The 24,081-nt window shown below is 58.9% G+C and carries 21 protein-coding genes; 9 read left to right on the top strand and 12 right to left on the bottom strand.

Translation table 11 applies throughout. The features are described from left to right. Positions 1-307 precede the first annotated feature (307 nt). The gene (locus BMY55_RS12805; protein WP_091431155.1) at positions 308-3,073 is read left to right on the top strand and encodes a vWA domain-containing protein; all 2,766 of its coding nucleotides are present in this window, start codon (positions 308-310) and stop codon (positions 3,071-3,073) included. 52 nt (positions 3,074-3,125) lie between these two features. Here BMY55_RS12805 and BMY55_RS12800 read toward each other — a convergent pair whose 3' ends face one another. From BMY55_RS12800 to BMY55_RS12790, 3 genes are read right to left on the bottom strand one after another with little or no spacing between them, the layout of a single operon-like run. Continuing rightward, positions 3,126-3,887: a glycosyltransferase family 2 protein gene (locus BMY55_RS12800; RefSeq protein WP_091431153.1), complete on the bottom strand. Its 762-nt coding sequence runs from the start codon at positions 3,885-3,887 to the stop codon at positions 3,126-3,128. After that, on the bottom strand, positions 3,884-5,455 hold the full coding sequence (locus tag BMY55_RS12795; protein ID WP_091431152.1) for an ArnT family glycosyltransferase: 1,572 nt from the start codon (positions 5,453-5,455) through the stop codon (positions 3,884-3,886). The genes BMY55_RS12800 and BMY55_RS12795 overlap by 4 nt, the downstream gene beginning before the upstream one ends. Further along, positions 5,452-5,727: a lipid-A-disaccharide synthase N-terminal domain-containing protein gene (locus BMY55_RS12790; protein WP_091431150.1), complete on the bottom strand. Its 276-nt coding sequence runs from the start codon at positions 5,725-5,727 to the stop codon at positions 5,452-5,454. The genes BMY55_RS12795 and BMY55_RS12790 overlap by 4 nt, the downstream gene beginning before the upstream one ends. A gap of 116 nt (positions 5,728-5,843) precedes the next feature. On the opposite strand from BMY55_RS12790, the gene BMY55_RS12785 reads away from it, so the two are divergent. The 3 genes from BMY55_RS12785 to napF all read left to right on the top strand — a co-directional run bounded on the left by BMY55_RS12785 (position 5,844) and on the right by napF (position 8,724). Then, positions 5,844-6,503 carry a response regulator transcription factor gene (locus tag BMY55_RS12785; RefSeq protein ID WP_091431149.1) on the top strand — a complete coding sequence of 220 codons (660 nt, stop codon included), beginning with the start codon at positions 5,844-5,846 and terminating at the stop codon, positions 6,501-6,503. After that, on the top strand, positions 6,500-7,867 hold the full coding sequence (locus BMY55_RS12780; RefSeq protein ID WP_091431147.1) for a sensor histidine kinase: 1,368 nt from the start codon (positions 6,500-6,502) through the stop codon (positions 7,865-7,867). Before BMY55_RS12785 ends, BMY55_RS12780 begins: the two co-directional genes overlap by 4 nt. Positions 7,868-8,223: 356 nt before the next feature. Next, the gene (gene napF / locus BMY55_RS12775) at positions 8,224-8,724 is read left to right on the top strand and encodes a ferredoxin-type protein NapF (RefSeq protein ID WP_091431145.1); all 501 of its coding nucleotides are present in this window, start codon (positions 8,224-8,226) and stop codon (positions 8,722-8,724) included. Positions 8,725-9,442: 718 nt separating this feature from the next. On the opposite strand, the gene BMY55_RS12765 is transcribed toward napF, so the two are convergent. The 6 genes from BMY55_RS12765 to BMY55_RS12740 form a co-directional block, all read right to left on the bottom strand. Beyond that, a complete protein-coding gene (locus tag BMY55_RS12765) occupies positions 9,443-10,432 on the bottom strand; it encodes an ABC transporter substrate-binding protein (RefSeq protein WP_091431142.1) in 990 nt (329 codons plus the stop codon). A 40-nt stretch (positions 10,433-10,472) separates the two neighbouring features. Continuing rightward, positions 10,473-11,318, bottom strand: a complete 846-nt coding sequence (locus tag BMY55_RS12760; RefSeq protein WP_091431140.1) for an ABC transporter permease — start codon at positions 11,316-11,318, stop codon at positions 10,473-10,475. Continuing rightward, positions 11,315-12,250: an ABC transporter permease gene (locus tag BMY55_RS12755; protein ID WP_091431138.1), complete on the bottom strand. Its 936-nt coding sequence runs from the start codon at positions 12,248-12,250 to the stop codon at positions 11,315-11,317. The genes BMY55_RS12760 and BMY55_RS12755 overlap by 4 nt, the downstream gene beginning before the upstream one ends. Beyond that, entirely contained in the window at positions 12,243-13,022 is a 780-nt protein-coding gene (locus BMY55_RS12750) for an ABC transporter ATP-binding protein (RefSeq protein WP_091431136.1), read from the bottom strand. Before BMY55_RS12750 ends, BMY55_RS12755 begins: the two co-directional genes overlap by 8 nt. 15 nt (positions 13,023-13,037) lie before the next feature. Next, the gene (gene hydA, locus BMY55_RS12745; protein ID WP_091431134.1) at positions 13,038-14,501 is read right to left on the bottom strand and encodes a dihydropyrimidinase; all 1,464 of its coding nucleotides are present in this window, start codon (positions 14,499-14,501) and stop codon (positions 13,038-13,040) included. Positions 14,502-14,594: 93 nt separating this feature from the next. After that, positions 14,595-15,842 carry a Zn-dependent hydrolase gene (locus BMY55_RS12740; protein WP_091432560.1) on the bottom strand — a complete coding sequence of 416 codons (1,248 nt, stop codon included), beginning with the start codon at positions 15,840-15,842 and terminating at the stop codon, positions 14,595-14,597. A gap of 172 nt (positions 15,843-16,014) precedes the next feature. Between BMY55_RS12740 and BMY55_RS12735 the strand changes: the two genes are divergently transcribed. Beyond that, entirely contained in the window at positions 16,015-16,686 is a 672-nt protein-coding gene (locus BMY55_RS12735) for a TetR family transcriptional regulator C-terminal domain-containing protein (RefSeq protein WP_091431133.1), read from the top strand. An 11-nt stretch (positions 16,687-16,697) separates the two neighbouring features. Beyond that, entirely contained in the window at positions 16,698-17,324 is a 627-nt protein-coding gene (locus BMY55_RS12730) for a TetR family transcriptional regulator C-terminal domain-containing protein (protein ID WP_091431131.1), read from the top strand. Here the strand turns inward: BMY55_RS12730 and BMY55_RS12725 are convergent. Genes BMY55_RS12725 through BMY55_RS12715 form a run of 3 tightly spaced genes read right to left on the bottom strand, consistent with a single transcriptional unit; the run spans position 17,305 to position 20,847 of the window. Then, the gene (locus BMY55_RS12725) at positions 17,305-18,195 is read right to left on the bottom strand and encodes a DMT family transporter (RefSeq protein WP_245744744.1); all 891 of its coding nucleotides are present in this window, start codon (positions 18,193-18,195) and stop codon (positions 17,305-17,307) included. The genes BMY55_RS12730 and BMY55_RS12725 overlap by 20 nt on opposite strands. 7 nt (positions 18,196-18,202) lie before the next feature. Beyond that, the gene (gene preA / locus BMY55_RS12720; protein ID WP_091431128.1) at positions 18,203-19,507 is read right to left on the bottom strand and encodes an NAD-dependent dihydropyrimidine dehydrogenase subunit PreA; all 1,305 of its coding nucleotides are present in this window, start codon (positions 19,505-19,507) and stop codon (positions 18,203-18,205) included. After that, on the bottom strand, positions 19,507-20,847 hold the full coding sequence (locus tag BMY55_RS12715; protein WP_091432554.1) for an NAD(P)-dependent oxidoreductase: 1,341 nt from the start codon (positions 20,845-20,847) through the stop codon (positions 19,507-19,509). Before BMY55_RS12715 ends, preA begins: the two co-directional genes overlap by 1 nt. A gap of 121 nt (positions 20,848-20,968) precedes the next feature. Between BMY55_RS12715 and BMY55_RS16800 the strand changes: the two genes are divergently transcribed. From BMY55_RS16800 to BMY55_RS12705, 3 genes are all read left to right on the top strand, one after another. Then, positions 20,969-21,205, top strand: coding sequence for a hypothetical protein (locus BMY55_RS16800; RefSeq protein ID WP_143064337.1), 237 nt, complete (start codon positions 20,969-20,971; stop codon positions 21,203-21,205). 70 nt (positions 21,206-21,275) lie between these two features. Next, a complete protein-coding gene (locus BMY55_RS12710) occupies positions 21,276-21,734 on the top strand; it encodes a (2Fe-2S)-binding protein (protein ID WP_091431126.1) in 459 nt (152 codons plus the stop codon). Between the two features lie 2 nt (positions 21,735-21,736). Next, positions 21,737-23,971, top strand: coding sequence for a xanthine dehydrogenase family protein molybdopterin-binding subunit (locus BMY55_RS12705; RefSeq protein ID WP_091432551.1), 2,235 nt, complete (start codon positions 21,737-21,739; stop codon positions 23,969-23,971). Positions 23,972-24,081 lie beyond the last annotated feature (110 nt).

The raw sequence follows: 24,081 nt of genomic DNA, 5'->3' as shown, positions 1-24,081 counted from the left end.
TTGACCCCATGCTTGCCTCCCTTTCCGACCCACAGGATTACAATACTTCCTTCCCCCAGACGATCCCTGAAACGGCGTTATGGAGGGTTAAAAAATGGATGAACTGGCAAGCCCCGGAAAACCGGCTTGATGGACTGAACGTAACGGAACATCGGGCGACCCGCCCACCCTTTTCGATAATTCTTTTGTATTCCCAAGCACGGCCAACCGGATAGTCATTTCGAGATATTTGATCTTCAATTTCGGTCCAGACTGGAAATTTTCCGTAAAATCTGCATCCTGTCAGATAGCTGATCGGGGGGCCGCCATGCGTTATCTTGCTGCTTTAATTCTGCTTGTTGCACTTTCAAATCCAGCCAGAGCGCAGGATCGTGCATCCACGGTGCTTGTTCTGGATGCCTCTGGTTCGATGTGGGGACAAATTGACGGAACGGCCAAGATCACCATCGCACAGGATGTGCTTGATGACTTGTTGCAGACACTTCCGACGGATCAGGCCCTTGGCCTGACAGTGTATGGACATCGCCGCAAGGGCGATTGCACTGACATTGAAACACTGGTGGCACCGGGGGTTGGCACCCAAACTGCAATCTCAACTGCGGTGAACGCAGTAAAGCCCAAGGGTAAGACCCCGATGACCGACGCTGTGATCGCTGCCGCGCAATCTCTTCGTTACACAGAAGAAAAGGCGACTGTGATCCTTGTGTCGGACGGGATCGAAACCTGTAACCCGGACCCCTGCGCCGCCGCCCGCGCGCTTGAGGAGGCGGGCGTTGATTTCACCGCCCACGTGATCGGGTTTGATATCAACGACCCCGAGGCCATGGCGCAGATGCAATGTCTGGCGGAGGAGACCGGTGGTACATTCCGGTCGGCTGCCAATGCGGGCGAGCTTGGGGCGGCATTGGTCGAAATCGCGTCAGCCCCCGAGCCGGAGCCTGAACCAGTTACCATTTCGTTCCGTGCGACCTTGGGAAAAGGTGGCCCCGAGATTGATGATGGGCTGGTGTGGTCCTTTGCACCTGATGGCACGGGTGAGCAGACGACACCCACCGGTGCCACCCGGCTTGAACTGCTGCCGGGTGAATATACCGTTTCAGTTCTGCGGCTTGAGGATGAGTTGACTGCCGAGACGGTATTCAAAGTGGCCGAACAAGCCAAGACGGTTACAATTGCATTGCCTGAAATCGCTTATCGGGCGTCACTGGATGCAGTTGACACTGCCCCCATCGGATCGACGATCGAGGTCACTTGGGATGCCGAGATCGGCGACAATGACTATGTGACGATTGTCCCACCCGAAGCGAAGCCCGGCACATACCGCAATTATACCTATATCTCGAAGGGCAATCCTTTGCCCCTGACGATGCCATTGACGCCCGGGACCTATGAGCTGCGTTACATCCGAAGCGGCAGCGGTAAGCAGGACGTCACGGCAGCCCGTTCCATTGTTGTCACCGATCTGACTGTCACATTGGACGCCGCTGATGAAATTGGGGCCGGGGCGGTTCTGGAAGTCGCTTGGGATGGGCCGGGATATGAAAACGACTATATCGCGATCACCGCGCCTGATGCGGAAGACAGGACATACGAGAACTACGCCTATACCAATCGCGGCAATCCCGCCGAAGTCACAAGCCCCATCGAACCGGGAGCCTACGAGCTTCGCTATGTCGCTCAGGGCAATCCCCTGCGGGTGCTGGCCCGTCGTCCCATCACGGTTCTGCCCGTCAGCGCATCATTGACTGCCCCTGACCAAGTGGTTGCCGGGGCCGCTGTTGATGTCGAGTGGGAGGGGCCGGACAACAAGAACGACTATATCTCGGTCGCCGCGTCCGATCAGGAGCCCAACAAATACGTCAACTATGCCTATGCGAACCGCGGAAATCCGGTGTCGGTGACGATGCCACTTGATCCAGGCACCTACGAGCTGCGTTACATCGCCCATGGAAAACCCGCCAAGATCATCGCGACCCGACCAGTCACGGTCGTCGCGGCGCAGGTCACGATAGAGGCGCAGTCGGACGCTGTCGCCGGGTCGGATGTTGAAGTCACGTGGGATGGACCAGACAACAAGAACGATTACATCTCGGTTGCATCTGCCGACCAGCCACCGAACAAATACGTGGCTTATGTCTATACGCAACGGGGCAATCCAGCCGCGATCAAGATGCCGCTTGATCCGGGCACCTACCAGTTGCGTTACATCGCACATGGTAATCCGGCGAAGGTCCTTGCCGCGCGCGAGATTTCCATCGTTGCGGCTCAGGTCGCGCTCGAAGCCGTTGACACCGCTGAAGCCGGGGCCTCTATCGATGTCATTTGGCAGGGGCCGGACAACAAGAACGACTATGTCGCGGTGGCGGCACCAGACCAACCGGTCAACAAATACACGTCCTATGCCTATACCAGCCGGGGCAACCCATCGAAGATCACGCTGCCGCTTGAACCCGGAACTTATCAGTTGCGCTATATCGCCAATGGCAGCCCGCAGCGAATTCTGGCGACGCGCGACATCGGCATCGTCGCGGCCACCGCCGCTCTTGATGCCCCTGAAACGGCGGTCTCGGGAACCGAGATTGACGTTTCCTTCGTCGGGCCGGCCAATAAGAACGATTTTGTTTCAGTTGCCGCCATCGGGTCAGAGCCGGGCGAGCATCTGAATTATCAGTATGCCCAGCGCGGCAACCCGGTTCGGTTGAAAGTCCCAGTAGAAACAGGCACCTATCTGATCCGTTATATTGCCCATGGAAATCCGAAAAAGGTGCTTGCGCGCCGCATGTTGAAAGTTGTCGAGGCAAGCGAGACGGTTGTAGAGGAAGCCGTTCTTGAGGCTGCCGAAAGCGCCGCGGCGGGTGGGCAAATTGACGTGTTCTGGGTTGGGCCGGACGATGAAGGTGATCTGATCGCGATCAAGAAGATCGGGTCCGATACGGTCGAAGCCTCGGTCGCGACCGCCAGCGGCAACCCGGCAGCCTTGCAACTGCCGAACGAGCCGGGGGATTACATGCTGCACTATCTGTCCGGTCAGGGCCAAAGTTCGATCGGCAGGCGCCCTCTGTCCGTGAACTGAAGCGACACTTTTTTGCCAAGACGAAAATTTCAGAACTGTCCGTCTTGCCGGTTCACTCTGAGGTATTGGTGGTCTGATCGCTGACGGGCTTTCCGGGATGGCGTGGTGGACCGGCACGGCGGATCAGCCAGGCAGCCCCCAGCAGGTCCGGGATGCCGACCAATGCGCGTCGGAAGTTGGAATATTTTGACTGTCCGCCTTGGCGGGCCTGGTGGGATACCGATACCGTTTGCACCTCCCAGCCTTCGCGCAGCATCATGGCTGGCATGAACCGGTGGATGTGATCGAACCATGGCAGATCGAAATAGGCCTCGCGGCGGAACGCCTTCAGGCCGCACCCGGAATCACGCACGCCATCCTTCAGCAGCGCCACGCGGATTGCGTTCGCAGCCCGTGACGCCCAGCGTTTCGCCGATGTGTCCTGACGGCCAACACGTTGCCCCTGCACCAGCCCCAATGCCTCGCAATCTTCGGCCAGAAACGGGGCCAGCAAGATCGGAATCTGGTCAGGCGGATTCTGTCCGTCACCATCCAATGTCACGATGATCGCACCACGTGCGGCGCGCACGCCCCGCCGGATCGAGGCCGATTGTCCGACGCTTTGATCGTTTTGCAGCCAGGTGAACCAATCGTGGGCCGAGGCCAGCCGCATCAAGGCATGATGCGTGCCGTCGGTCGACCCATCGTCAATCACGACAACCTCGAACGCCTGATCCTTTAGGACCTGCCCGACCTGCTCTACAAGGGGGGTGATTGCGACAACTTCGTCTCGCGCCGGGATGACGACACTGATGTCCGGGGTGGGGTCGGTCATGATGAAGGCTCCGAATTGGGGGCATCGGCGGCGCGCCAGATGGCATGCGGTGCGTTGCGGAACAGGATTTGGCGATAGGGTGGCCACATGGGGCCAAGCTCGTCCGGGCGTCCGACGACGATGCCGTCCGGCTGTTTGGCCAGCCAGGCGGGCAAGTCAGCCGGGTCGATGATTTCGGTGACGGGGGATGTCAGACGACCGGCAAAATTGAACTCGGCATTATACTGGCGACCAACATAGGCGATGCCCGCCTCTTGATAGGGAGCGATGATGCTTGCGATCTTCTTCGTATCAAAAACATCGTGAATGGCGCTGACTCCGATCAGGACGTTCAGCGACAAGACCGTGCCCAGCGTCAGAGTAAGCGCGCCGGACAATCCGCCTTGATGCACCGCCATCCAGCAGACGGCCAGCATGAACAATCCCCATGCCAGCAGGTTGGTTGTCGGTTCCAACAGTCGCGTGTCCGAGCCCAGATCAATCAGCCCCGCTCCGGCCAGGATTGCCGCCACGGCGGCCAGCAGCAAGGGCGCAGCTGCGATTGCCGGACGGATCGTTGTGCCCTGAGGCAGCAGACGTGCCACGATCAAGGCAACGGCTGGAAGGTCGGGCACAAGATAGTGCACCTGTTTGCCGCTGATCAGGCTGAACAGAAACAGTGCCGAGAGCGCCCAGATCGCAGCCAGGCTTAGTCCGGCATCACGCCAACGGGCCTTGAAGGCGGCTTTCCAGACGGCGGGCACGAAGAACCACGGGAACAGGAACAGCGGAAGCAGGGCGGTGAACCACCACCACGGTCGGGCATGGGCAAATGAACTGCTGATCCGCCCTGCGCTTTGCGTCCACAGGATCTCGTCCCGGTAGGCCGGACCGCCGGTCAGGATCGCGGGCACCAGCCAGAGCGCAACAACGCCAAGCGCCGTGGCCAGGGCGATGCCAACGCCCGACAGGGTCCACCGCCAGCTACGATCCTGCCTTGAGCGCGCCCAGAGCGGCACAAGAAGCATGGCGGGTCCAACATGAACCAGGATCACCGGCCCTTTCGCCAGCACACCCATCGCCAACGCTGTCCCAACAGCGGCCCACCAGCGGCGATCCCCGGTGTCGACCGCGTTGACCAGCGCCAAAAACCCGGCGAGTGCGGTTGTCGCCAGCAGGGCGTCGAACATGGTCAGGCCACCCGATATGGCGAAAATGATCATTGCGGCAAGAACCATGATGGCGCGCGATCCGATTGTCGCATCGTCGGGCCACAGCTTGGTAGCGAGCCGCCCTGTCAGTGATATCGCAAGCACTGCAAACAGTGGCCCGACCAGTCGCGCCGACAGTTCGGAAACACCGGTGAACATCCAGATCAGATTGATTGCCCAGAACAGAAGGGGGGGTTTGTGTGTGTAAATGTCATAATTTTTGGTCGGGACGAAGTAATTGCCGCTTTGCCACATCTCCCACGCGACGGCGACATAACGTGTCTCGTCAATCGGGGTCAGGGGGCGCAGCAAGGTTCCGGCCACCGCGACCAGAAAAAACGCAACAAGGGTCCAGAGTGCGGCGACTGTTGGTTTCATGATGACGCCATCCCGCGACGGCGTTTGATCAAGATGAGGTTGCGCACATATACAACCAGACCCGTCGCTTGCCCAAGAATGAACACAGGATCTTGCCGCCAGATGGCATAGGACAGCAGGGTCAAACCACCGGCAAGGCTAAACCACCAAAAGGCCAGAGGCACGACGCTTTCGCCCCGCCGTTCGCTGACGATCCACTGAACCAGGAACCTGGATGTAAACAGCGCCTGTCCCAAAAAGCCGATCCCGAGCCATATTGTGCTGACTGACATGAAAATCCCACCTTTGCCAACCGGCGGGCTGTGCCGGCGGCTGGCTCATCGCACGACCACCTTACCGATTGCTGACGGATGCCCTATTGTGGCGAAAAAAGTGGATGAAGACCTGAATGCGATTATTGGTTGTCGAAGATGAACAAGATCTGGCAGGCGCAGTGGCCGATCATTTGCGAGCGGTTGGCCACGCCGTCGACAGTGCCGGAACTTTGCATGATGCGCTGGCTGCGGTGCGTGCCACATCTTATGATCTGGTGCTTCTAGACCTGCACTTGCCTGATGGGGACGGGCTGTCTCTGGTGCGTGATCTGCGCGACAGGTCAGTGGGGACACCGGTCATGATTGCCACCGCGCGTGACAGGATCATGGAACGGATCGAGGGGTTGGAAGCAGGTGCCGACGATTATCTTGTCAAACCCTATGATCTGGACGAAATGGTCGCCCGTATCGCCGCCATTCTGCGTCGGGCTGACAGCAGCCGCGCAGCCCTGCGCCAATTCGGTTCGATCAGCGTCGTTCCTGCGACGAAAACCGTGCTTCGGGATGGCCAGCCGGTGGGGCTGACACCGAAGGAGTGGGAAATTCTGGACCGACTCAGCCGTCGGCCCGGCATCACCGTTGCGAAGGCCGAGTTCGAAGACGCCCTTTATGGGTTTGGCAGCGAGGTCGAAAGCAACGCGATCGAAGCCCACATCAGCCGCTTGCGTTCAAAGCTGGGGCGTGGCGCGATCGAGACTGTGCGCGGTTTCGGCTACCGGATGGGGCAGGGATGAGCGTGCGTAACAGTCTGTCGCGTCGCCTGTCGCGTTTCGTGATCCTTGGTTTTGCGGCGATCTGGCTGCTTGCGCTGGTCGCCACAGCGGTGGTTTTGCGGCACGAGCAGCAGGAGTTCGCGGACACGGTTCTTCAGGAAACCGCGCGGATATATCTTCCGGCCATCGTCACTGATTATCGGGTCGCGCAGGACACCGGTGCCACCATGCCATTCGAATTCGGGGACGATCCCAGATTCGGCGCGCGCGGAGGATCGGATAGCGACGCCGCTGCTTTGGTCTATCGTCTGCTTGACCGGTCGGGGACGGTGCTGATGATTTCATCAGGTGGGTTGGATGTTACGTTTCCAACTTACGGCGTAACGGGTTTCACAGAAACCGAAAGCCACAATTTCTATACGACATCTCCGAACGGCGAAGGCTTTCTGATGCAGGTGGGAGATCCACGGCAAGAACGATCCGAGGCTTACCTTGAGAGCCTTACGGCACTGATGATCCCGATGTTGGCGATCCTACCGTTGGCTTATCTGATGGTCGCTTGGATTGGCCAAAGGGCATTGTCACCGCTGGATCAGATGCGCGACGAGATCGAAGCGCGCAGCGACGCGCGCCTTGATCCGATTGACGCCGGTGGTCAGCCTGCCGAATTGCGTGCGATCACTGCCACTTTGAACGGGTTCATGATCCGCCTGTCACAGGCACTGGACGGTGAGCGCGCCTTTGCGACCAACGCGGCACATGAATTGCGCACGCCGGTGGCCATCGCGTTGGCGCAGGTGCAGCGGATGCGCGAGGAAACCGGGAATGACAACGCTGGCAGACTTGCAGCAATCGAAGAGGCGCTGAAGCGGATGAGCCGTCTGGTGGTGCGGCTGTTGCAGGTCGCCCGCGCCGACGCCGGGATAGGAATGTCACAAGATTCCCATGACCTTCGCAAACTGTTGGATATTGTCCTGAGTGAAAGTCAAAGGGATCCCGGCCGCAAGGAACGTCTGAGGGTCGTGCGTCCTGATCAGCCGGTGCTTTGCAAACTCGATCCCGACGCGTTTGCAATGATTGCAGGCAACCTGATTGACAACGCATTTCAACATGCCCCACCGGAGACCGTGATTGATATCGAACTGACGCAGTCTGGTGTTCTGCGGATCGTGAATGATAGCCCGGCGCTTTCACCGGCAGAGCTTGAGCGTTTGCCAGGTCGCTTTCAGCGCGGGATGAAAGGTTCGGACGGATTTGGGCTGGGCCTGTATATCGCTGATAAGATCGCGCGTCATTCGGGCGGTCGTCTGGTGCTGAGATCACCGCCCAGTCGAAAGGACAGGGGGTTTGAAGCACGCTTCATCGCGCGGTCAGAGCAGCGCTGACAGACCCATGAACGGCCCCGCGCCAACGGCAGAGCGGGTGATGAAAAATGCGTTGCCGCAAATCGGGTATGTGGGGCTTTCAGCCGATAGGGGGTCGACCAATGCAGGGCGGTAACTGAAAAAAGTTTCATCGTTCAGTATCAGTGCGGTGCAGCCGACCAATTGGCAGATGTTTGAAAACTTAGTTTCAAAACAGATATATACTCTGCTTTCAAAGCAACACATTCAAATCAATGAACTTTTCCTGTGAACCGGTATTCTGGACAATTCGGCGCATTCTTTGATCCAAGTCAATATGTCGCACCATTGTCGGGTCTAGATACGATGTACGAGCCAGCAATTCGCGAGCCAGTCTTATGTCAGCATCACATACCCGACGCGCCTTTTTGAAAGGTAAAGTTCAGGGGATTCCGCGTCAACGGCCTCCCGGAGCCGGACCTGAGGCTGAGTTCCATGACGCCTGCACCCAATGCGGCGAATGTGCGGCGGCCTGCCCCGAGGGGATCATCCTGAAAGATGCGGGCGAACGGCCGTTCCTCGACTTCAATGCCGGCGCGTGCACTTTCTGTCATGCGTGCACGGATGCCTGCGACTTTGGGGCGCTGTCGCCAGAGAACGAATGGCTGTGGCGCGGCGCGGTTGAAAGATCCTGTCTGTCGATGAACGGGGTGAACTGTCGCGCCTGCGAAGACCACTGTGACCAACGCGCCATAGGGTTCCAGATGCAGACCGGTCGCCGCGCCCAGCCGGTTCTGGACGAAGACCTGTGCAACGGCTGCGGGGGCTGTTCGATGGCGTGCCCCGTCGGAGCCATCTCGTTCAAGAAAATCAAACCGGAAACGGGCGCCCGCTCGTAATGAGTATCTGCGGCAGCCTTGGGCGCACGATACCGGTCATGACCGGTCAGGACATGTCTGCCATCGACACTACCGCAGGCGGCGAAGTGCATACCCGCTAAGACGGTCGCATTAAGACGGTCGCATTGTCGCGACCGTCGACGACACGCCAGACATTCCTGCATCCGACCAGATCACGAAAATGCACCAGATCGCCGGTGTCCCGACCATTACCCCTCCTTACCACCATTTCCAAGGTTGGACGGTGAACCCGCCGCTGCTTCGACGACCGATCATCAATAAGGAGCCGCAAAATGTCCGTGACGTCGCTCCGATGGCTTCTGACGACCAACGCCGCCGCCAAGCTTACGACGATCGGGCTCCAGTCCAGCAAGATCGGCTCCCACACGGGTCACTGTATGGCGTTTGGTTGGATCGCCGTGGCGGACGTGTTCTACCAGAACGAATTGCGGTTTGCTCGGAACTATCGGTAATAATCACCAGTGTGTCGCGCATGAATTGCCTGACAACTGGCAAGCGCGCTTGAGGCAGTGTCTGACCAGCTTGCCGTCGGGGGCAATCTGACCTTGCCAGCGGGCGCGTTGTGACTGACGTCAAAGAGGATCTGAGTGGCGATCCGTCGGGGTCATCGAAATAATCGCAGAACCAACTTGCACGCATCCGACAATGATAACGGCGCGCTGATCTCAGCGCGCCGTTCCTTTGTTCGATCACCAGATCAGTTCAGCGCCGCATCGGTAATGGCGCTGGTCCATGCGCCTTCAGGCTCCATGGTAATCACCGGGTCCGAGCCACCGGTCAACAGTGTCTCGACCGTCCGCTCATAGGCGGCGGGGTCAAGCGCGCCGTTTGACCCCGCGGTCAGCTTGGCAATCTCGCCCATCATACGAACCTGATGCTTTTCGGTCTGTGCGCCGGTTTCATCATACTCAAGCACGATCATCGCCGCGTCTTCCGGGTTCTCTTCGGCCCATTTCCAGCCTTTCATCGACGCGCGCACAAAGCGTTCCATCTTGTCGACAAAGGCTTCGTCGCTCAGGTTTTCTTCCAATACGTAAAGACCGTCTTCCAGCGTCGCGACGCCCTGATCCTCGTATTTGAAGGTGATCAGTTCGTCCGGTGTCACACCGGCGTCGATCACCTGCCAATACTCGTTATACGTCATCGTCGAAATGCAGTCGGCTTGACGTTGCAGAAGCGGGTCGACGTTGAATCCCTGTTTCAGAACCTCGACTCCGTTTTCACTGGCTCCATCTGTCGAGATACCCATTTTGGACATCCAGCTCATGAACGGGAACTCGTTGCCGAAGAACCAGACCCCAAGCGTGCGATTGGTCAGATCATCCGGGCTTTCGATGCCCACATCGCCCCAGCAGGTCAGCATCATGCCGGAAGATGCGAAGGGCTGTGCGATATTGACCAGCGGCAGACCTTTCTCGCGCGCGGCAAGGGCGGCGGGCATCCATTCAACAATGACATCAGCCCCGCCACCGGCGATTACCTGTGTGGGTGCGATATCTGGCCCGCCCGGCAGGACCGTGACGTTCAGATCTTCTTCGGCATAGAACCCCTGATCCAAGGCAACGTAATAGCCCGCGAACTGGGATTGCGTGACCCATTTAAGCTGTAAGGTCACATCATCCGCTGCCATTGCAGTGCCTGATGTGACGGCCAGGGCCATGGCCCCGATCACTGAATTGAATTTCATCTTTTTCTCCTTGTTGAACTTAGATTGTTTTTATTCTTGCTCAGCCTCTTTGGGATGGGTGCCAGAACGTCACCTTCTTTTCGAACCATGCAACCACACCATAGAAGAGCGTGCCTGCCAATGCCGCGACAACAATCTCGGCCCAGACAAGGTCAATTGACAAGCTGCCGACGCCGGTCGAGATGCGGAACCCCATGCCGCGGGTGGGCGACCCGAAATACTCGGCCACGATCGCGCCGATCAGGGCGAGCGTTGCGCCGACTTTCAGACCGTTGAAGATGAAGGGCATCGCGGCTGGGATGCGCAGTTTCCATAGGGTTCTGGAATACCCCGCGGCATAGGTTTTCATCAGGTCGCGCAGCATTGCATCGGTTTCGCGCAACCCTTGCACCGTGTTCACCAGCACCGGGAAAAACACCATCACCACGACAACAGCAGCTTTCGATTGCCAGTCAAAACCGAACCAACTGACCAGAATGGGTGCGACCCCCACGATCGGAAGGGCCGCAACGAAATTCCCGATCGGCAAAAGACCACGGGTCAGAAATGGGGAACGATCAATCAGGATCGCCACGACGAAAGCGGCGGCAGCGCCGATGAAGTATCCACGCAATGCGCCTTTCAGGACGGTTTGTGTGAAATCTTCCCACAACATGCCGGTCGATCTGGCAAATGTATCCGCGACCGCAGAAGGCGGAGGCAGAATGGCTGCCGAGACATTGAAAGTGTGGACCAGGGCTTCCCATGCGACCACGAGGGTCAGCCCGAATATGACCGGCACCACAAAGCGCACGAGCGTTGTATCCGACCATTTCGAGCGAACCATCGCGACATTTGCTGCCCAGGCGGCCAGCCAGAAGATGATGGCAATGATCAACCAGTTCATGAGCGCATCCCCATCCGCCGCAAAAGCACCTGCTGCGTGCGGTCAATAAGGGTGACAAGCACTCCGGCCAGGATGGCAGCTGCAAACAGCGCCGCCCAGATGGCCAGCGGCGTGCCGAACTGATCGCCGATCAGGATACGCGCGCCAAGTCCGCTGATCGCACCGGTTGGCAACTCGCCCACGATCGCACCGACCAAGGCGGCGGCAATGCCGATCTTGAGCGATGTGAACAGATAGGGCAGCGACGCCGGCACACGCAGTTTCAAGAACCGCTGCACGCCCGAGGCGCTGTAGGTTTTCAGCAGATCCAGTTGCTCGGCGGTTGGGGACCGCAGCCCTTTGACCATGCCGACCAGCACGGGGAAGAAACACAGATAGGACGAGATCAAGGCTTTCGGGAACCCCCGTCCCTCGATCCCCACTTGTGATGACAAGACGATGATCATCGGGGCCAGGGCGACGATGGGAATGGCTTGCGAAATGATCGCCCATGGCATTACCGACATCTCGATCACGCGGGATTGCACGATGGCAACCGCGCCTGCAATTCCGATGGTGGTACCAAGAACGAAGCCCCAGAATGTTGACTGTAGAGTGATCCAGCCGTGATAAATCAGGGACCGCTTGGACCAGGTGCGGCCCTTCAGCACCATAGCGCCGGTGGTTCTCCAAAGTTCCTGGCCAACCTGTACCGGCGTCGGAAGGCGCGGACGCTCCAGGCTGTATCCGGCCGCGATATGCTCGCGGTTCTTGACCATCAACACCCAGTTTGACATCTCGCGCCGTTCGACCGCCGACGGCGGATCAATCATGGCCCCATTCCGCTCGGCGTGATCCAGCGCGACGCGAATGTTCATGGGCGCGACCGCCAGATACCAGATGACCACAATTGCGACCAACACGGTCAGAACGGAAAGCGCGGTCTTAGTCATAGGAATGCCCCGCCCGCAGCCCTTCCCGCACCCGATGTGCCACGTCCAGAAACGCCTGTGTGTCGCGAATGTCCAGCGGGCGATCCGCCGGCAAAGGGTTTTCAATCACGTCGGATATCCGACCCGGACGGGGCGACATGACGACGATCTTGGTGGACAGATACACCGCTTCGGGGATCGAGTGTGTGACGAACGCTATTGTCTTTTCTGTCTTTGCCCACAGCTTCAAGAGCTGTTCGTTCAAGTGGTCGCGCACGATCTCGTCCAGCGCACCGAAGGGTTCGTCCATCAGCAGGATGTCCGCGTCAAATGCCAGCGCCCGCGCGATCGAGGCACGTTGTTGCATTCCGCCAGACAATTGCCACGGAAACTTCTTTTCGAACCCGTCCAGTTCGACCAGCTCCAGAACGCGCTTGATGCGGGCATTCTGATCGGCTTTGGAATAGCCCATAATCTCCAGCGGCAGACGGATATTCCGTCCAATCGTGCGCCAGGGATAAAGCCCTGCGTGCTGAAAAACATAGCCATAGGCGCGCGATTTGCGCGCCTCACGCGCGGACACCCCGTTCACGGTGATAGAACCGCCGGTAGGTTGCTCCAGATCGGCCATGCAGCGCAGGAATGTCGTCTTGCCACAGCCCGACGGGCCGATGAAGCTGACAAAATCGCCCTTGTCGATATCAAGCGACACGTCCTTCAGCGCGTGCACCGGGCCGTCATTGGTTTGAAAGGTCAGCGAGAGGTTGTCAGCGCTGATCGCTGTATCCGTCATGTATGTTCGCTTTCCTTAGATGCCGGCAGGGATGTTCATCGGATCGCGCTTGACCATCTTCGGGCTGGTCAGCTCTTTCCATTTCGACAGGGCAATATTCGCGGATGGGAAGGCAGGGCGCGGGACGAAACGGCCACGTCCCGGTTGCGGCTGGTTGTTCTGTCCCCAACCCCAGATGACTTCACCCCGGCTCAGCGTGTAACGCGACTGTGCTTGCACCTCGAATCCTTCAAAGACATTGTAATCCAGCACCGAATGGTGGTTCGACACGCTGATTGTTTTCGAGATCTTGGGATCCCAAACGACAATATCCGCATCCGCTCCTTCAACAAGCGCCCCCTTCTTGGGATAGATGTTCAGGATCTTGGCGACATTGGTCGAAGTCGCCGCGACAAACTCGTTCGGCGTCAGCCGCCCGGTTTCGACCCCGTGGGTCCACAAAACCGCCAGACGTTCCTCAAGTCCGTTCGACCCGTTCGGAATCAGACAAAAATTGTCCTTGCCCATCAACTTCTGCTCACTGGTGAAGGCTGCGTGATCCGTGGCAACAACCTGCAACGATCCAGACTGCAACCCGGCCCACAGACTTTGCTGATGCTCCTTGTTGCGGAAGGGCGGCGACATAACCCGGCGCGCCGAATGCATCCAGTCACCCTTGAAATACTCGCTTTCATCCAGTGTCAGAAACTGGATCAGCGGCTCACCATAAACGCGCATCCCCTTCTGACGCGCGCGCCGAATGGCCTCATGCGCTTGCTCGCAACTGACATGCACGATGTAAAGCGGCACGCCTGCCGCGTCCGCAATGGTGATCGCGCGATTGGCCGCTTCGCCCTCGAATTCCGGCGGGCGCGAATAGGCGTGACCTTCTGGCCCGGTGATGCCCTTGGCCAGCATCTCGGCCTGCATATCCGCCACCAAATCGCCGTTTTCGGCATGCACCATCGGCAGCGCGCCCAACTCCTTGCACCGCTTGAACGAGGCGAACATCTCGTCATCCTCGATCATCAACGCGCCCTTGTAGGCCATGAAATGCTTGAACGAGTTGACCCCCATATCGACCGCGTCTTTCATTTCGTCAAAGACGTTTTCGTTCCAACCGGTGATCGCCATGTGATAACCGATGTCGGAACATATCTGCGGTGCCGACTTGCGGTGCCATTCGTTGATCGCGTTCTTGATCGAACCGTCTTCACCGGGCAGGCAGAAATCCACCAACATCGTGGTGCCGCCAGCCGCCGCCGCCCAGGTGCCGCTTTCGAATGTTTCGGCCGCCGTCGTGCCCATGAAGGGCATTTCCAGATGCGTATGTGGGTCGATACCGCCAGGGATCACATAAGCGCCTTCGGCATCAACATACGTGTCCCCCTTCAGATCCTCACCGATCTGCTTGATGATTTCTCCTTCGATCAGAACATCGGCTTTCCATGTGCGGTCAGCGGTGCAGACTGTGCCACCCTTGATGACTTTGGTTCCCATTTTTTTCTCCCTGATGGCCAGGCGCAGTTTTCCTGCTTCTTCTGGCGAAAAATATCCCGGGGTCCGGGGCAGCGCCCCGGCTCCCCTGTCACATCACTCGACGATCTCGGCGGTTTCCAGCACCGCGTGCAGCAGCACATCCGCCCCCGCCTGCGCCCATTGTTTCGAGATGTCCTCAGCCTCGTTATGGCTCAGCCCATCCACGCAAGGGCACATGATCATCGCAGTCGGTGCCACGTCATTGATCCAGCAGGCGTCGTGACCGGCACCCGAGACGATGTCCATATGGCTATAGCCCAGATCTTTCGCGGCGCCCCGCACTGCATCCACGCATTTTTCGTCAAAGGCGGGCGGGTCGAACTGGCCCACGATCTCGCACGAGAAGTTGACGCCGATATCTTCGCACAGTTTCGGCGCACGTTCCATGACTTCGGCGACCATTGCGTTCAGCTTGTCCAGAAGATGAGTGCGCATATCGACGGTAAAGACCACCTTGCCCGGAATGATGTTCCGGCTGTTGGGATAGACGTCGATATGCCCGATTGCACCCACAGCATTTGGCTGGTTCGCCATCGCAATCTCGTGCACCAGTTCTGTCACCAGTGCCAAGCCACGCCCGGCATTCTTGCGCATCGCCATGGGGGTGGATCCGGTGTGGCTCTCTTTGCCCGTCACCGTGCATTCGATCCAGCGCAACCCCTGGCCATGAGTGACGACACCGATATCCTTGCCTTCGGCTTCCAGAATGGGACCTTGTTCGATATGAAGCTCGAACATGGCGTGCATCTTGCGCGCACCAACTTCTTCGTCACCGACCCAGCCGATGCGTTTCAACTCGTCCCCGAATTTCTTGCCTTCGGCATCTTCGCGCGCATAGGCCCAGTCTTGCGTGTGCTTGCCCGCAAACACGCCCGAGGCAAGCATCGCGGGGGCAAACCGCGTGCCTTCCTCGTTGGTCCAGTTGGTCAGGACAATCGGGTGTTTGGTCTTGACGCCCATGTCATTCAGTGTGCGGATCGCTTCCAGACCACCCAGCACACCCAGCACCCCGTCATATTTTCCGCCGGTCGGCTGCGTGTCCAAGTGCGAGCCCATATAGACGGGCAGGGCGTCCGGGTCTTCGCCGGGGCGGGTGGCAAACATGTTGCCCATCGTGTCCACTCCCATGGTGCAGCCAGCTTCTTCGCACCATCTCTGGAACAAGGTGCGGCCTTCGGCGTCTTCGTCGGTCAGGGTCTGTCGGTTGTTGCCACCCGCGACACCCGGCCCGATCTTGGCCATCTCCATCAGGCTGTCCCATAGGCGGTCAGGATCAATGCGCAAATTGCTTCCGTGGCTCATATCAGTCTCCCAATTGGATTTGCTTGCGGCGGCGCGGAGTTTGGATTCCGTCTTGACGACAGGCTGACGGATTTCTGCACGATCGGTCAATCTTTTTCTGACCGATCGTGCAGAAACACCTGTTTTTCGTGCAAAACTCGTGGCACAAGATGAAACCCTGTGCGGGTTTTGCATGGGAACAGTGAATGTGAAAAGCGACGTGAACAGGACGACTCAAGGCATACAAAGCCGCAATCGCGAAGAGGTGACAGCCCGAATATTGGTTGCCGCCGAAAAGGTTTTTGCCGAGTTTGGCTATGCTGGCGCGTCGATCAGCCGGATCGCTGCATCCGCCGGAATACCGAAATCCAATGTCGTCTACTACTTTGAAACCAAAGAGGCGCTCTATCGTCGTGTCGTGGGCGAAATCTTTGATATCTGGCGTGCGGCAGCAGACAGCATCACCGTGGATAATAATCCGATCCAGGCGCTGGGCGAATATATCGACACAAAGCTCGATCTGGCCCGCACGCGCCCCTATGGTTCGAAGGTTTGGGCAAACGAGATCATTCAACGCGCGCCCATCGTACAGGACTATCTGGAAGATGAACTGCGGTCATGGACCGAAAACCGGATTACGGTGATCGAGGCTTGGATTGAAAACGGCCAGATCCGCCCGATCAGCGCGCGCCATTTGCTCTATGCCATTTGGGCCACGACGCAACACTACGCAGACTTCACCCACCAGATCACGACGTTGAACGACGGGGTCGAACTGTCTGACGCGCAGTGGAAGGACACCAAGACCGCGGTGAAAGACCTGCTGCTGCGTGGCGTGGCCCTGCCGAACCGCGACCGGGGCTAGGAGCGAGACAAATGGCGAAAGCAGGATCCACATCCGGTCCCACCCGCATCCAGCGCGAAAAGCGGAAGACCATCTTTGAGGCCGCGCTGGACGTGTTTTCCGAAAAGGGATTGCGCGGAGCGACTTTGGATCAGATTGCCGATGCGGCCGGGATTTCAAAGCAGAACATCGTCTATTATTTCACCGGCAAAGAAGCGATTTACTCCGAACTTCTGGAAAGCCTTCTGGAAGAATGGGTCAGCCCCCTGCGCGACCTGTCTGAAGATGGCGACCCGCTGGAAGAAATCCTGATCTATGTGAGCCGGAAGATGGAAATGTCGCGCGAGATGCCGCGTGAAAGCCGCCTGTTCGCGACCGAGATCCTGCATGGCGCGCCGCGTTTGGGCAACATGCTGACCGATGACCTGAAGACGCTGGTGGATGAAAAGGCCGCCGTGATCGCCAATTGGATGGTCGAGGGGCGGTTGGCCACAATAGACCCGCATCACCTGATCTTCTCGATCTGGGCAATGACTCAGCATTACGCCGATTTCGATCTTCAGGTGCAGGCGGTGTTGGGGCCAGTGCGCAGCGACACTCGGTTCGAAGATGCCGAGGCATTCATCAAGCACATGCTCGTCAGAACGCTTCACCCTTAAGCAACATCGCAAGGGCAAGCAGGGTGGCCGCTACTCCGGCCATCAAAAGGGCAGGGGGTGTGGTGCCGTAGAACAGGAAATCCCACAGAACAACCCAGCTTGGCACCAGATAGGTATAGGCCATGACCTTGCTGGCGGGCAGGCGTTGGCTGGCATATTGGACCAGAAAGAATGTGCCGGCGGTTGTGACAACGGCAAGATAGCCGATGACCATCCAGACAGCCGGGCGAAGGGACGAAAAGTCGGTGTTCATCAGGTCGCCAGCCCCGTAGATACCGGTCACGATCAGCGACCCCAACACCGTCCCGATCGACGTTTGCAACGGTTTTACATCGCTTGCCAGTTTCCGCGCGAGCGCTGGAACCAGCGCGTGACCCAACGCGCCGACGGCGAACAGCGCCTCGCCACGCCCAAGCTCAAACCGCAATAGCGCGTTGATATCTGCACGAAAGATCACCCAGACGGCCCCGATGGCCCCAATGGTCAGGGCAATCAGCGTCCAGCGCCCCGACCGCTGCCCCGCGATCAGCAGCCCGCATCCAGCCGCCATCAAGGGTGTCAGGGTGAAGACTGCTGCCGTCGATACGGCGGTGGTGATGCGCAACGCCTCGAACATGGTGATGAAATAGACGGCCATCAGGCCGCCCATCAGCCCGAAGCGCCAAAAACCCGTGAAGACCGGGCGCAGCGGAATACGCAACACCCGTGCCAGTCCAAACAGGACCAGTGCGGCCAGCGCAAATCGCACCGTGTTCAGCGCGGCAGGCGCGATGTCCTTTGCGACGATGTGGCCAAAGCTGAACGACAACGACACCAGCGCCGAGAACGACAACATCGCCAGATGGCCCTGCCGGGCGGGGGGCAGGGCCATTCCAACCTTACTCGGCAGCGGCGGCGCTTGGGTTGTTGGGGTGGGTCGTCCAGTTGGCATAGTCTTCCTTCACAACCGTTCCCGTTCGTTCATCCATCGCACCGGGGGCGATGGTTTCCATGGTGATACAGCCCTCGACCGGGCAGACATTGACGCACAGGTTGCACGCCACGCATTCGTCGTCCTTCACGTCGAAAACACGATCCTCGGACATGCTGATCGCTTGGTGCGAAGTGTCTTCGCACGCGGCATAGCAGCGCCCACATTTGATGCAAGCCTCTTGGTCGATCCGCGCCTTGGTGACGTGGTTCAGGTTCAGATATTGCCAGTCGGTGACGTTCGGCACGGCACGGCCGACGATCTCGTCGATCGAGGTGTAACCCTTTTCGTCCATCCACTGGCTCAGGCCCGAAATCATTTCCTGCACCACCTTGAACCCGTAGGTCATCGCCGCCGTGCAGACCTGCACGTTGCCCGCGCCAAGCGCCATGAATTCGGCTGCATCGCGCCACGTGGTCACACCGCCAATGCCCGAAATCGGCAGACCGCGCGTGCCCGGGTTGCGCGCGATCTCGGCGACCATGTTCAGGGCGATGGGTTTCACCGCTGGACCGCAATAACCGCCATGGGTGCCCTTGCCGTCGATCATCGGCTCGGGTGCCATCACGTCCAGATTGACATTGGTGATCGAGTTGATCGTGTTGATCAGGCTGACCGCATCCGCGCCGCCATCCTTCGCGGCCTGCGCCGGCAAAAGGATGTTGGTGATATTGGGCGTCAGTTTCACGATGACGGGCAGGTCGGTGGCTTCCTTGCACCAGCGCGTGACCATCTCGATATACTCCGGCACCTGACCGACGGCCGACCCCATGCCGCGTTCGGCCATGCCGTGCGGGCAGCCGAAGTTCAGCTCAAACCCGTCGCAACCAGTTTCGGCAATGCGCGGGATGATGCGTTTCCATTCATCCTCTTCGCAGGGCACCATGACCGAGGCGATCAGCGCGTGATCGGGATAGTCCTTCTTGACCCGCGCCATTTCCTCTAGGTTCACCTCAAGCGGGCGATCAGTGATCAGTTCGATGTTGTTGAGGCCCAATAGGCGGCGATCAGCTCCGTGGATCGCGCCATAGCGGGGGCCGTTCACGTTGACGACGGGCGGCCCTTCGGCCCCCAGCGTCTTCCAGACCACGCCGCCCCAACCGGCTTCGAACGCGCGGCGCACGTTGTATTCCTTGTCGGTGGGCGGGGCCGAGGCCAGCCAGAACGGGTTGGGTGACGAAATTCCAAGAAAGTTCGATGTCAGGTCGGCCATTAGCTTGCTCCTGTCAGAGTGGCGTGGATGTCCATGGCCGCATCGCGACCTTCGGCAACGGCGGTGACGGTCAGATCGTCCCCGCCCGAGGCGCAATCGCCCCCGGCCCAGACCTTCGCCAGGTTGGTTTTCTGCGCATCATCGACGGCGATCTTTCCGCCGTCCAGCGCCAGCAGGTCGGGTGTTTCGCCCAGCTTTTGGCCGATTGCCTTGAAAAGTTGGTCGGCGGGCAGGGTGAAGGTCTCGTCCAATGTCTCCAACTTGCCATCGCGCGTTTCGGTATAGGCGAGGGTCACGGCACTCAGCGATCCGTTCCCCTCGATCCCTACCGGGGTCGCATTGCAGATCAGCCTCACGCCTTTTTGCCGGGCCAAGTCCTGTTCGAACTTTGACGCTGCCATGGCCTCTTGGCCGCGTCGATAGACGATGGTGACGTCCTCGGCGCCCAGCAGCTTGGCTTGCACGCCTGCATCAATCGCGGTCATGCCGCCGCCGATGACGACGACACGTCGGCCAACGGGCAGGGCGGCAAGATCGTCAGCCTGACGCAGATCGGCGATGAAATCGACTGCTGCCGAGACATTGTCCTTATCCTCGCCCTCAAGCCGCAGCGCGTTGACGGCGGTCAGACCCATGCCCAGGAACACGGCGTCAAAATCACTTTGCAAACCGTCCAGGGTAATGGATTGGCCCAAAGCCTGGTCATAGCGGATGTCGATCCCGCCAATGGCCAAGAGCCAATCCAGTTCCTTCTGTGCGAAATCATTGGTGGATTTATAGGCGGCGATGCCGAATTCGTTCAGACCGCCACCTTTGGCGCGGGCTTCAAAGACCACGACATTGTGCCCCAGCATTGCCAAGCGGTGTGCACAGGCAAGACCAGCGGGACCAGCGCCCACAACGGCGATTTGCTTACCAGTTTCAGGCGCACGCACGAACGGGTGCACGCCTTTGGCCATCAACGTGTCGGTGGCATAGCGTTGCAGACGGCCGATTTCGACGGGCTTGCCTTCGGCGATCTCGCGCACGCAAACCTCTTCGCACAGTGTCTCGGTCGGGCAGACCCGTGCACACATCCCGCCCAGAATGTTCTGGTTCAGGATCGTCTTGGCCGCCGCTTCGGGCGTGCCGGTTGCGATCTGGCGGATGAAAAGCGGGATATCGATGGAGGTCGGACAGGCCGTCATGCAGGGCGCATCATGGCAAAAATAGCACCGATCCGCGGCCACAAGAGCCTCGTGTTCGTCATAAGCTGGATGGAGGTCCGAAAAATTGGCTTGCACTTCGGCTGGCGCCAATCGGGCCGGAGAAACTCCGTTCTCTCTGTTGGTTTGGGGCATTTTCTGATTCCCATTCTTGTTTTGATCTTTCCATGAAGGCATATATTCAATAATTTTACCAGATGGTAAAAAATATATAGCGCGACTTTCGATCAAGCCTCAGCGGGTCTTGCAAATCCTGTTGTCCATCACCCCGAGCGTCGCCCCTCTGCATCCGTTGACAATGGATGGCTGCCACGCTGTGCCGTTCTGCGACCGTTCCAAGCCGTCGCGCGAAGCTCTGGCGCGGTTCGGCATGTCCCGGCTTGACCGGATCGAGCCCGAACACCGCTCGCCGACGGCCTTTCGCGATGCGGTCAGGACAACCAACTTAAATCCTGGTTGCTTAACACGCTATTATATGGTCATTATTACATGACCGGCGGTCATTTAAGTGTTGGCAAGACGGACGGCGATAACAACAGAAACTGCGATTAGGGGGCTGATCGTTGCAAATCACAGTGAATGGCGTTGTGCATGACGTGGATGTCGAAGACGACATGCCGCTGCTGTGGGTGTTGCGTGACGAAATCGGCCTGAACGGGCCGAAATATGGCTGCGGTGTTGCGGCCTGCGGGGCCTGCACCGTGCATGTGGACGGAGTTGCCGTTCGATCATGCCAGACGCTTGTTTCAGATGTGGACGGTCCCGTGACGACGATAGAAGGGCTGGGAACGCCCGATCACATGCATGCTGTTCAAGCGGCGTGGTTGGAACATCAGGTCGCGCAATGCGGTTATTGCCAGGGCGGTCAGATGATGCAAGCCGCCGAGTTGCTGTCCTATATATCCGACCCGTCTGATACAGATATTGATGAAGCAATGTCCGGCAACCTGTGTCGGTGCGGCACTTATCCCCGCATCCGTGCTGCCGTAAAAACGGCTGCCAAGAAATTGCAGGGCGCTTGATCTTGGGACGTGTCGGAACCATCGCCCGCCGCACATTCGTTGTCGGATCCGTCGCCATTCTGGGCGGTGTCGCGTTCGGCTATTATCAATACAAACGACCAGCGAAGAACCCGTTGCTGGACAGGCTGGCAGATGGTGAGGCTGCGCTGACGCCTTATGTTTTGATCAACGCCGAAGGTATCACGCTGATCACACCGCGCGCAGATATGGGGCAGGGAAGCTACTCGGTTCAGGCGGCGTTGATCGCCGAAGAGCTGGATGTCGAACTTGACCAGATCAGGGTCGACCCCGGCCCGCCCTCGAAAGCCTATTACAATACCGCGCTGGCGAATGACGCGGTCCCGTTTCCAAGCACCGATCAAAGCATGGCCGCCAATGCGATGCGCGGGACCGTTGATGCGATCATGAAATTCATGGGAATGCAGTTGACAGGTGGGTCAACCACTGTGCCCGATGGATACGAGAAGCTGCGCGTGGCCGGAGCGGTCGCCCGCGAAACGCTCAAGGCTGCGGCAGCCCAACAAAGCAGGTTGGCCGTTTCACAGTTGAAAACGGAACGCGGAGCGGTGGTGTTGCCCGATGGCGAACGCATTCCGTATCGGGCGCTGGCCGCAGCAGCTGCCCAGATTGATCCTGTCACTGATGTCACCTTGCGCCCATCGACCCAGTGGCGCCTCGTGGGTAAACCCATGCAGCGGGTTGATATGGTGAGGAAATCCACTGGCAGCCAAAGCTACGGGATTGACCTGCGGATGGAGGGGATGGTCCATGCGGCCATCCGTCTGAACCCGCGCAAAGGGGGCGAGGTCGTCAGTTATGACGCCACGACCGCTGAAACCATGCGCGGCGTTGAACATGTTATACCAGTAACCGGTGGTGTCGGCGTGATCGCGGACAATACCTGGCGGGCTTTTCAGGCGGTGGATGCCATCGATATCGAGTGGGGTCCGGCCCCATACCCCGCCGCGCAGGACGAACACTGGCAGGCGTTGGCCGATACACTGGACACGGCCAATCCTGATGGTCAGCCCCGCGACGATGGTGATATGGATGCCGTCACCGCCACGATCCAGGCCGAATATCGCGCGCCCTATCTGGCCCATGCCCCGCTGGAGCCATTGAACGCCACGGTGCTGGTGACAGCTGCCCGCGTGGATGTCTGGACCGGGAACCAGATCCCGCGAATGTCACAGGCCAGCGTGGCCAAGATGACGGGCGTTTCGGTTGAAGATGTGCATGTGCATATCCTGATGATGGGCGGCAGTTTTGGACACCGTCTGGAAGACGAAGTGGTGAAGCGCTGCACCGAACTGGCGATGGCACTTCCGGGCACGCCGGTCAAGCTGACCTATAAGCGGGAAGAGGATACGGCGCAGGATTACACCCGCCCGATTGCATTGATGCGCGGGCGTGGCGCTGTTGAAGACGGCAAAGTTGCTGCGATGGAAATCCGGGTTGCCAGCCCCTCTGTGCTGGATAGCCAGATGGGCGAACGGCAAGGGCTGGGCTTGCCCGGTCCTGACAGCACGATCACGCAGGCCTTGTGGGACCAGCCCTATGCCATTCCGCATTACCGTATAACAGGCTATCGCGCGCCAAAATTGGCGCCGGTCAGTTCGTGGCGGTCCGTTGGCGCGTCGCAGAATGCGTTTTTTCACGAGAACTTTTTGAACGCTTTGATCCATTCTGCGGGCGCTGACCCGGTCGAGGAGCGCCTGCGCTTGATGACGGACCTACCGTCGCGCAAGGTATTGGAAGCCGTGGCCGAAATGTCGGACTGGGGCGGATCGTCTGGTGCAAACAAGGCGCGTGGCGTGGCGTTCAGCTTGTCCTTTGGCACACCCGTCGCCGAGGTGATCGAGATCAGCAACACGGAAAACGGCATCACACTGGACAAGGTTTGGGTCGCTGCCGAGGTGGGGCGTGTCGTCGATCCGACAAACTTTGAGAACCTCGTTCAAGGCGGCGTAGTCTGGGGGCTGGGTCATGCGATCAATAGCCAGATCACCTATGCCGATGGCGGGGCCGAGCAGGAAAACTTTTTCGATTTCGAAGGATTGCGCAACTATCAAGCGCCCGAGATTTTCGTGCGAGGATTGGAGAACCGCGATTATGTCACGGGGATCGGCGAACCCCCGGTGCCACCAGCCGCCCCCGCCTTGGCCGAGGCGATCTTTCAAGCCACCGGAGAGCGCCCGACCGAGATGCCGTTTGCCAACAGATTCACATTCGTCTGACCAACCCTCCATCACTCACGGGGTCAGACAACAGCGCGCTCGCCGGCAATGGCGGGCGCGTTCGAATTTGGTGGTGGGGTCAGCAAACAGGGGCGTTGCCCCTCTGCGCT

The sequence above is a fragment of the Aliiroseovarius sediminilitoris genome (assembly GCF_900109955.1).
Taxonomy (GTDB): Bacteria; Pseudomonadota; Alphaproteobacteria; order Rhodobacterales; family Rhodobacteraceae; genus Aliiroseovarius; species Aliiroseovarius sediminilitoris.
This window is presented reverse-complemented; position numbering and strand designations above follow the sequence as displayed.

Coding starts and splice junctions, on each gene's coding strand:
- BMY55_RS12805 (WP_091431155.1), top strand. CDS start 308: ATGCGTTATCTTGCTGCTTTAATTCTGCTTGTTGCACTTTCAAATCCA.
- BMY55_RS12800 (WP_091431153.1), bottom strand. CDS start 3,887: ATGACCGACCCCACCCCGGACATCAGTGTCGTCATCCCGGCGCGAGAC.
- BMY55_RS12795 (WP_091431152.1), bottom strand. CDS start 5,455: ATGAAACCAACAGTCGCCGCACTCTGGACCCTTGTTGCGTTTTTTCTG.
- BMY55_RS12790 (WP_091431150.1), bottom strand. CDS start 5,727: ATGTCAGTCAGCACAATATGGCTCGGGATCGGCTTTTTGGGACAGGCG.
- BMY55_RS12785 (WP_091431149.1), top strand. CDS start 5,844: ATGCGATTATTGGTTGTCGAAGATGAACAAGATCTGGCAGGCGCAGTG.
- BMY55_RS12780 (WP_091431147.1), top strand. CDS start 6,500: ATGAGCGTGCGTAACAGTCTGTCGCGTCGCCTGTCGCGTTTCGTGATC.
- napF (WP_091431145.1), top strand. CDS start 8,224: ATGTCAGCATCACATACCCGACGCGCCTTTTTGAAAGGTAAAGTTCAG.
- BMY55_RS12765 (WP_091431142.1), bottom strand. CDS start 10,432: ATGAAATTCAATTCAGTGATCGGGGCCATGGCCCTGGCCGTCACATCA.
- BMY55_RS12760 (WP_091431140.1), bottom strand. CDS start 11,318: ATGAACTGGTTGATCATTGCCATCATCTTCTGGCTGGCCGCCTGGGCA.
- BMY55_RS12755 (WP_091431138.1), bottom strand. CDS start 12,250: ATGACTAAGACCGCGCTTTCCGTTCTGACCGTGTTGGTCGCAATTGTG.
- BMY55_RS12750 (WP_091431136.1), bottom strand. CDS start 13,022: ATGACGGATACAGCGATCAGCGCTGACAACCTCTCGCTGACCTTTCAA.
- hydA (WP_091431134.1), bottom strand. CDS start 14,501: ATGGGAACCAAAGTCATCAAGGGTGGCACAGTCTGCACCGCTGACCGC.
- BMY55_RS12740 (WP_091432560.1), bottom strand. CDS start 15,842: ATGAGCCACGGAAGCAATTTGCGCATTGATCCTGACCGCCTATGGGAC.
- BMY55_RS12735 (WP_091431133.1), top strand. CDS start 16,015: ATGGGAACAGTGAATGTGAAAAGCGACGTGAACAGGACGACTCAAGGC.
- BMY55_RS12730 (WP_091431131.1), top strand. CDS start 16,698: ATGGCGAAAGCAGGATCCACATCCGGTCCCACCCGCATCCAGCGCGAA.
- BMY55_RS12725 (WP_245744744.1), bottom strand. CDS start 18,195: ATGGCCCTGCCCCCCGCCCGGCAGGGCCATCTGGCGATGTTGTCGTTC.
- preA (WP_091431128.1), bottom strand. CDS start 19,507: ATGGCCGACCTGACATCGAACTTTCTTGGAATTTCGTCACCCAACCCG.
- BMY55_RS12715 (WP_091432554.1), bottom strand. CDS start 20,847: ATGCCCCAAACCAACAGAGAGAACGGAGTTTCTCCGGCCCGATTGGCG.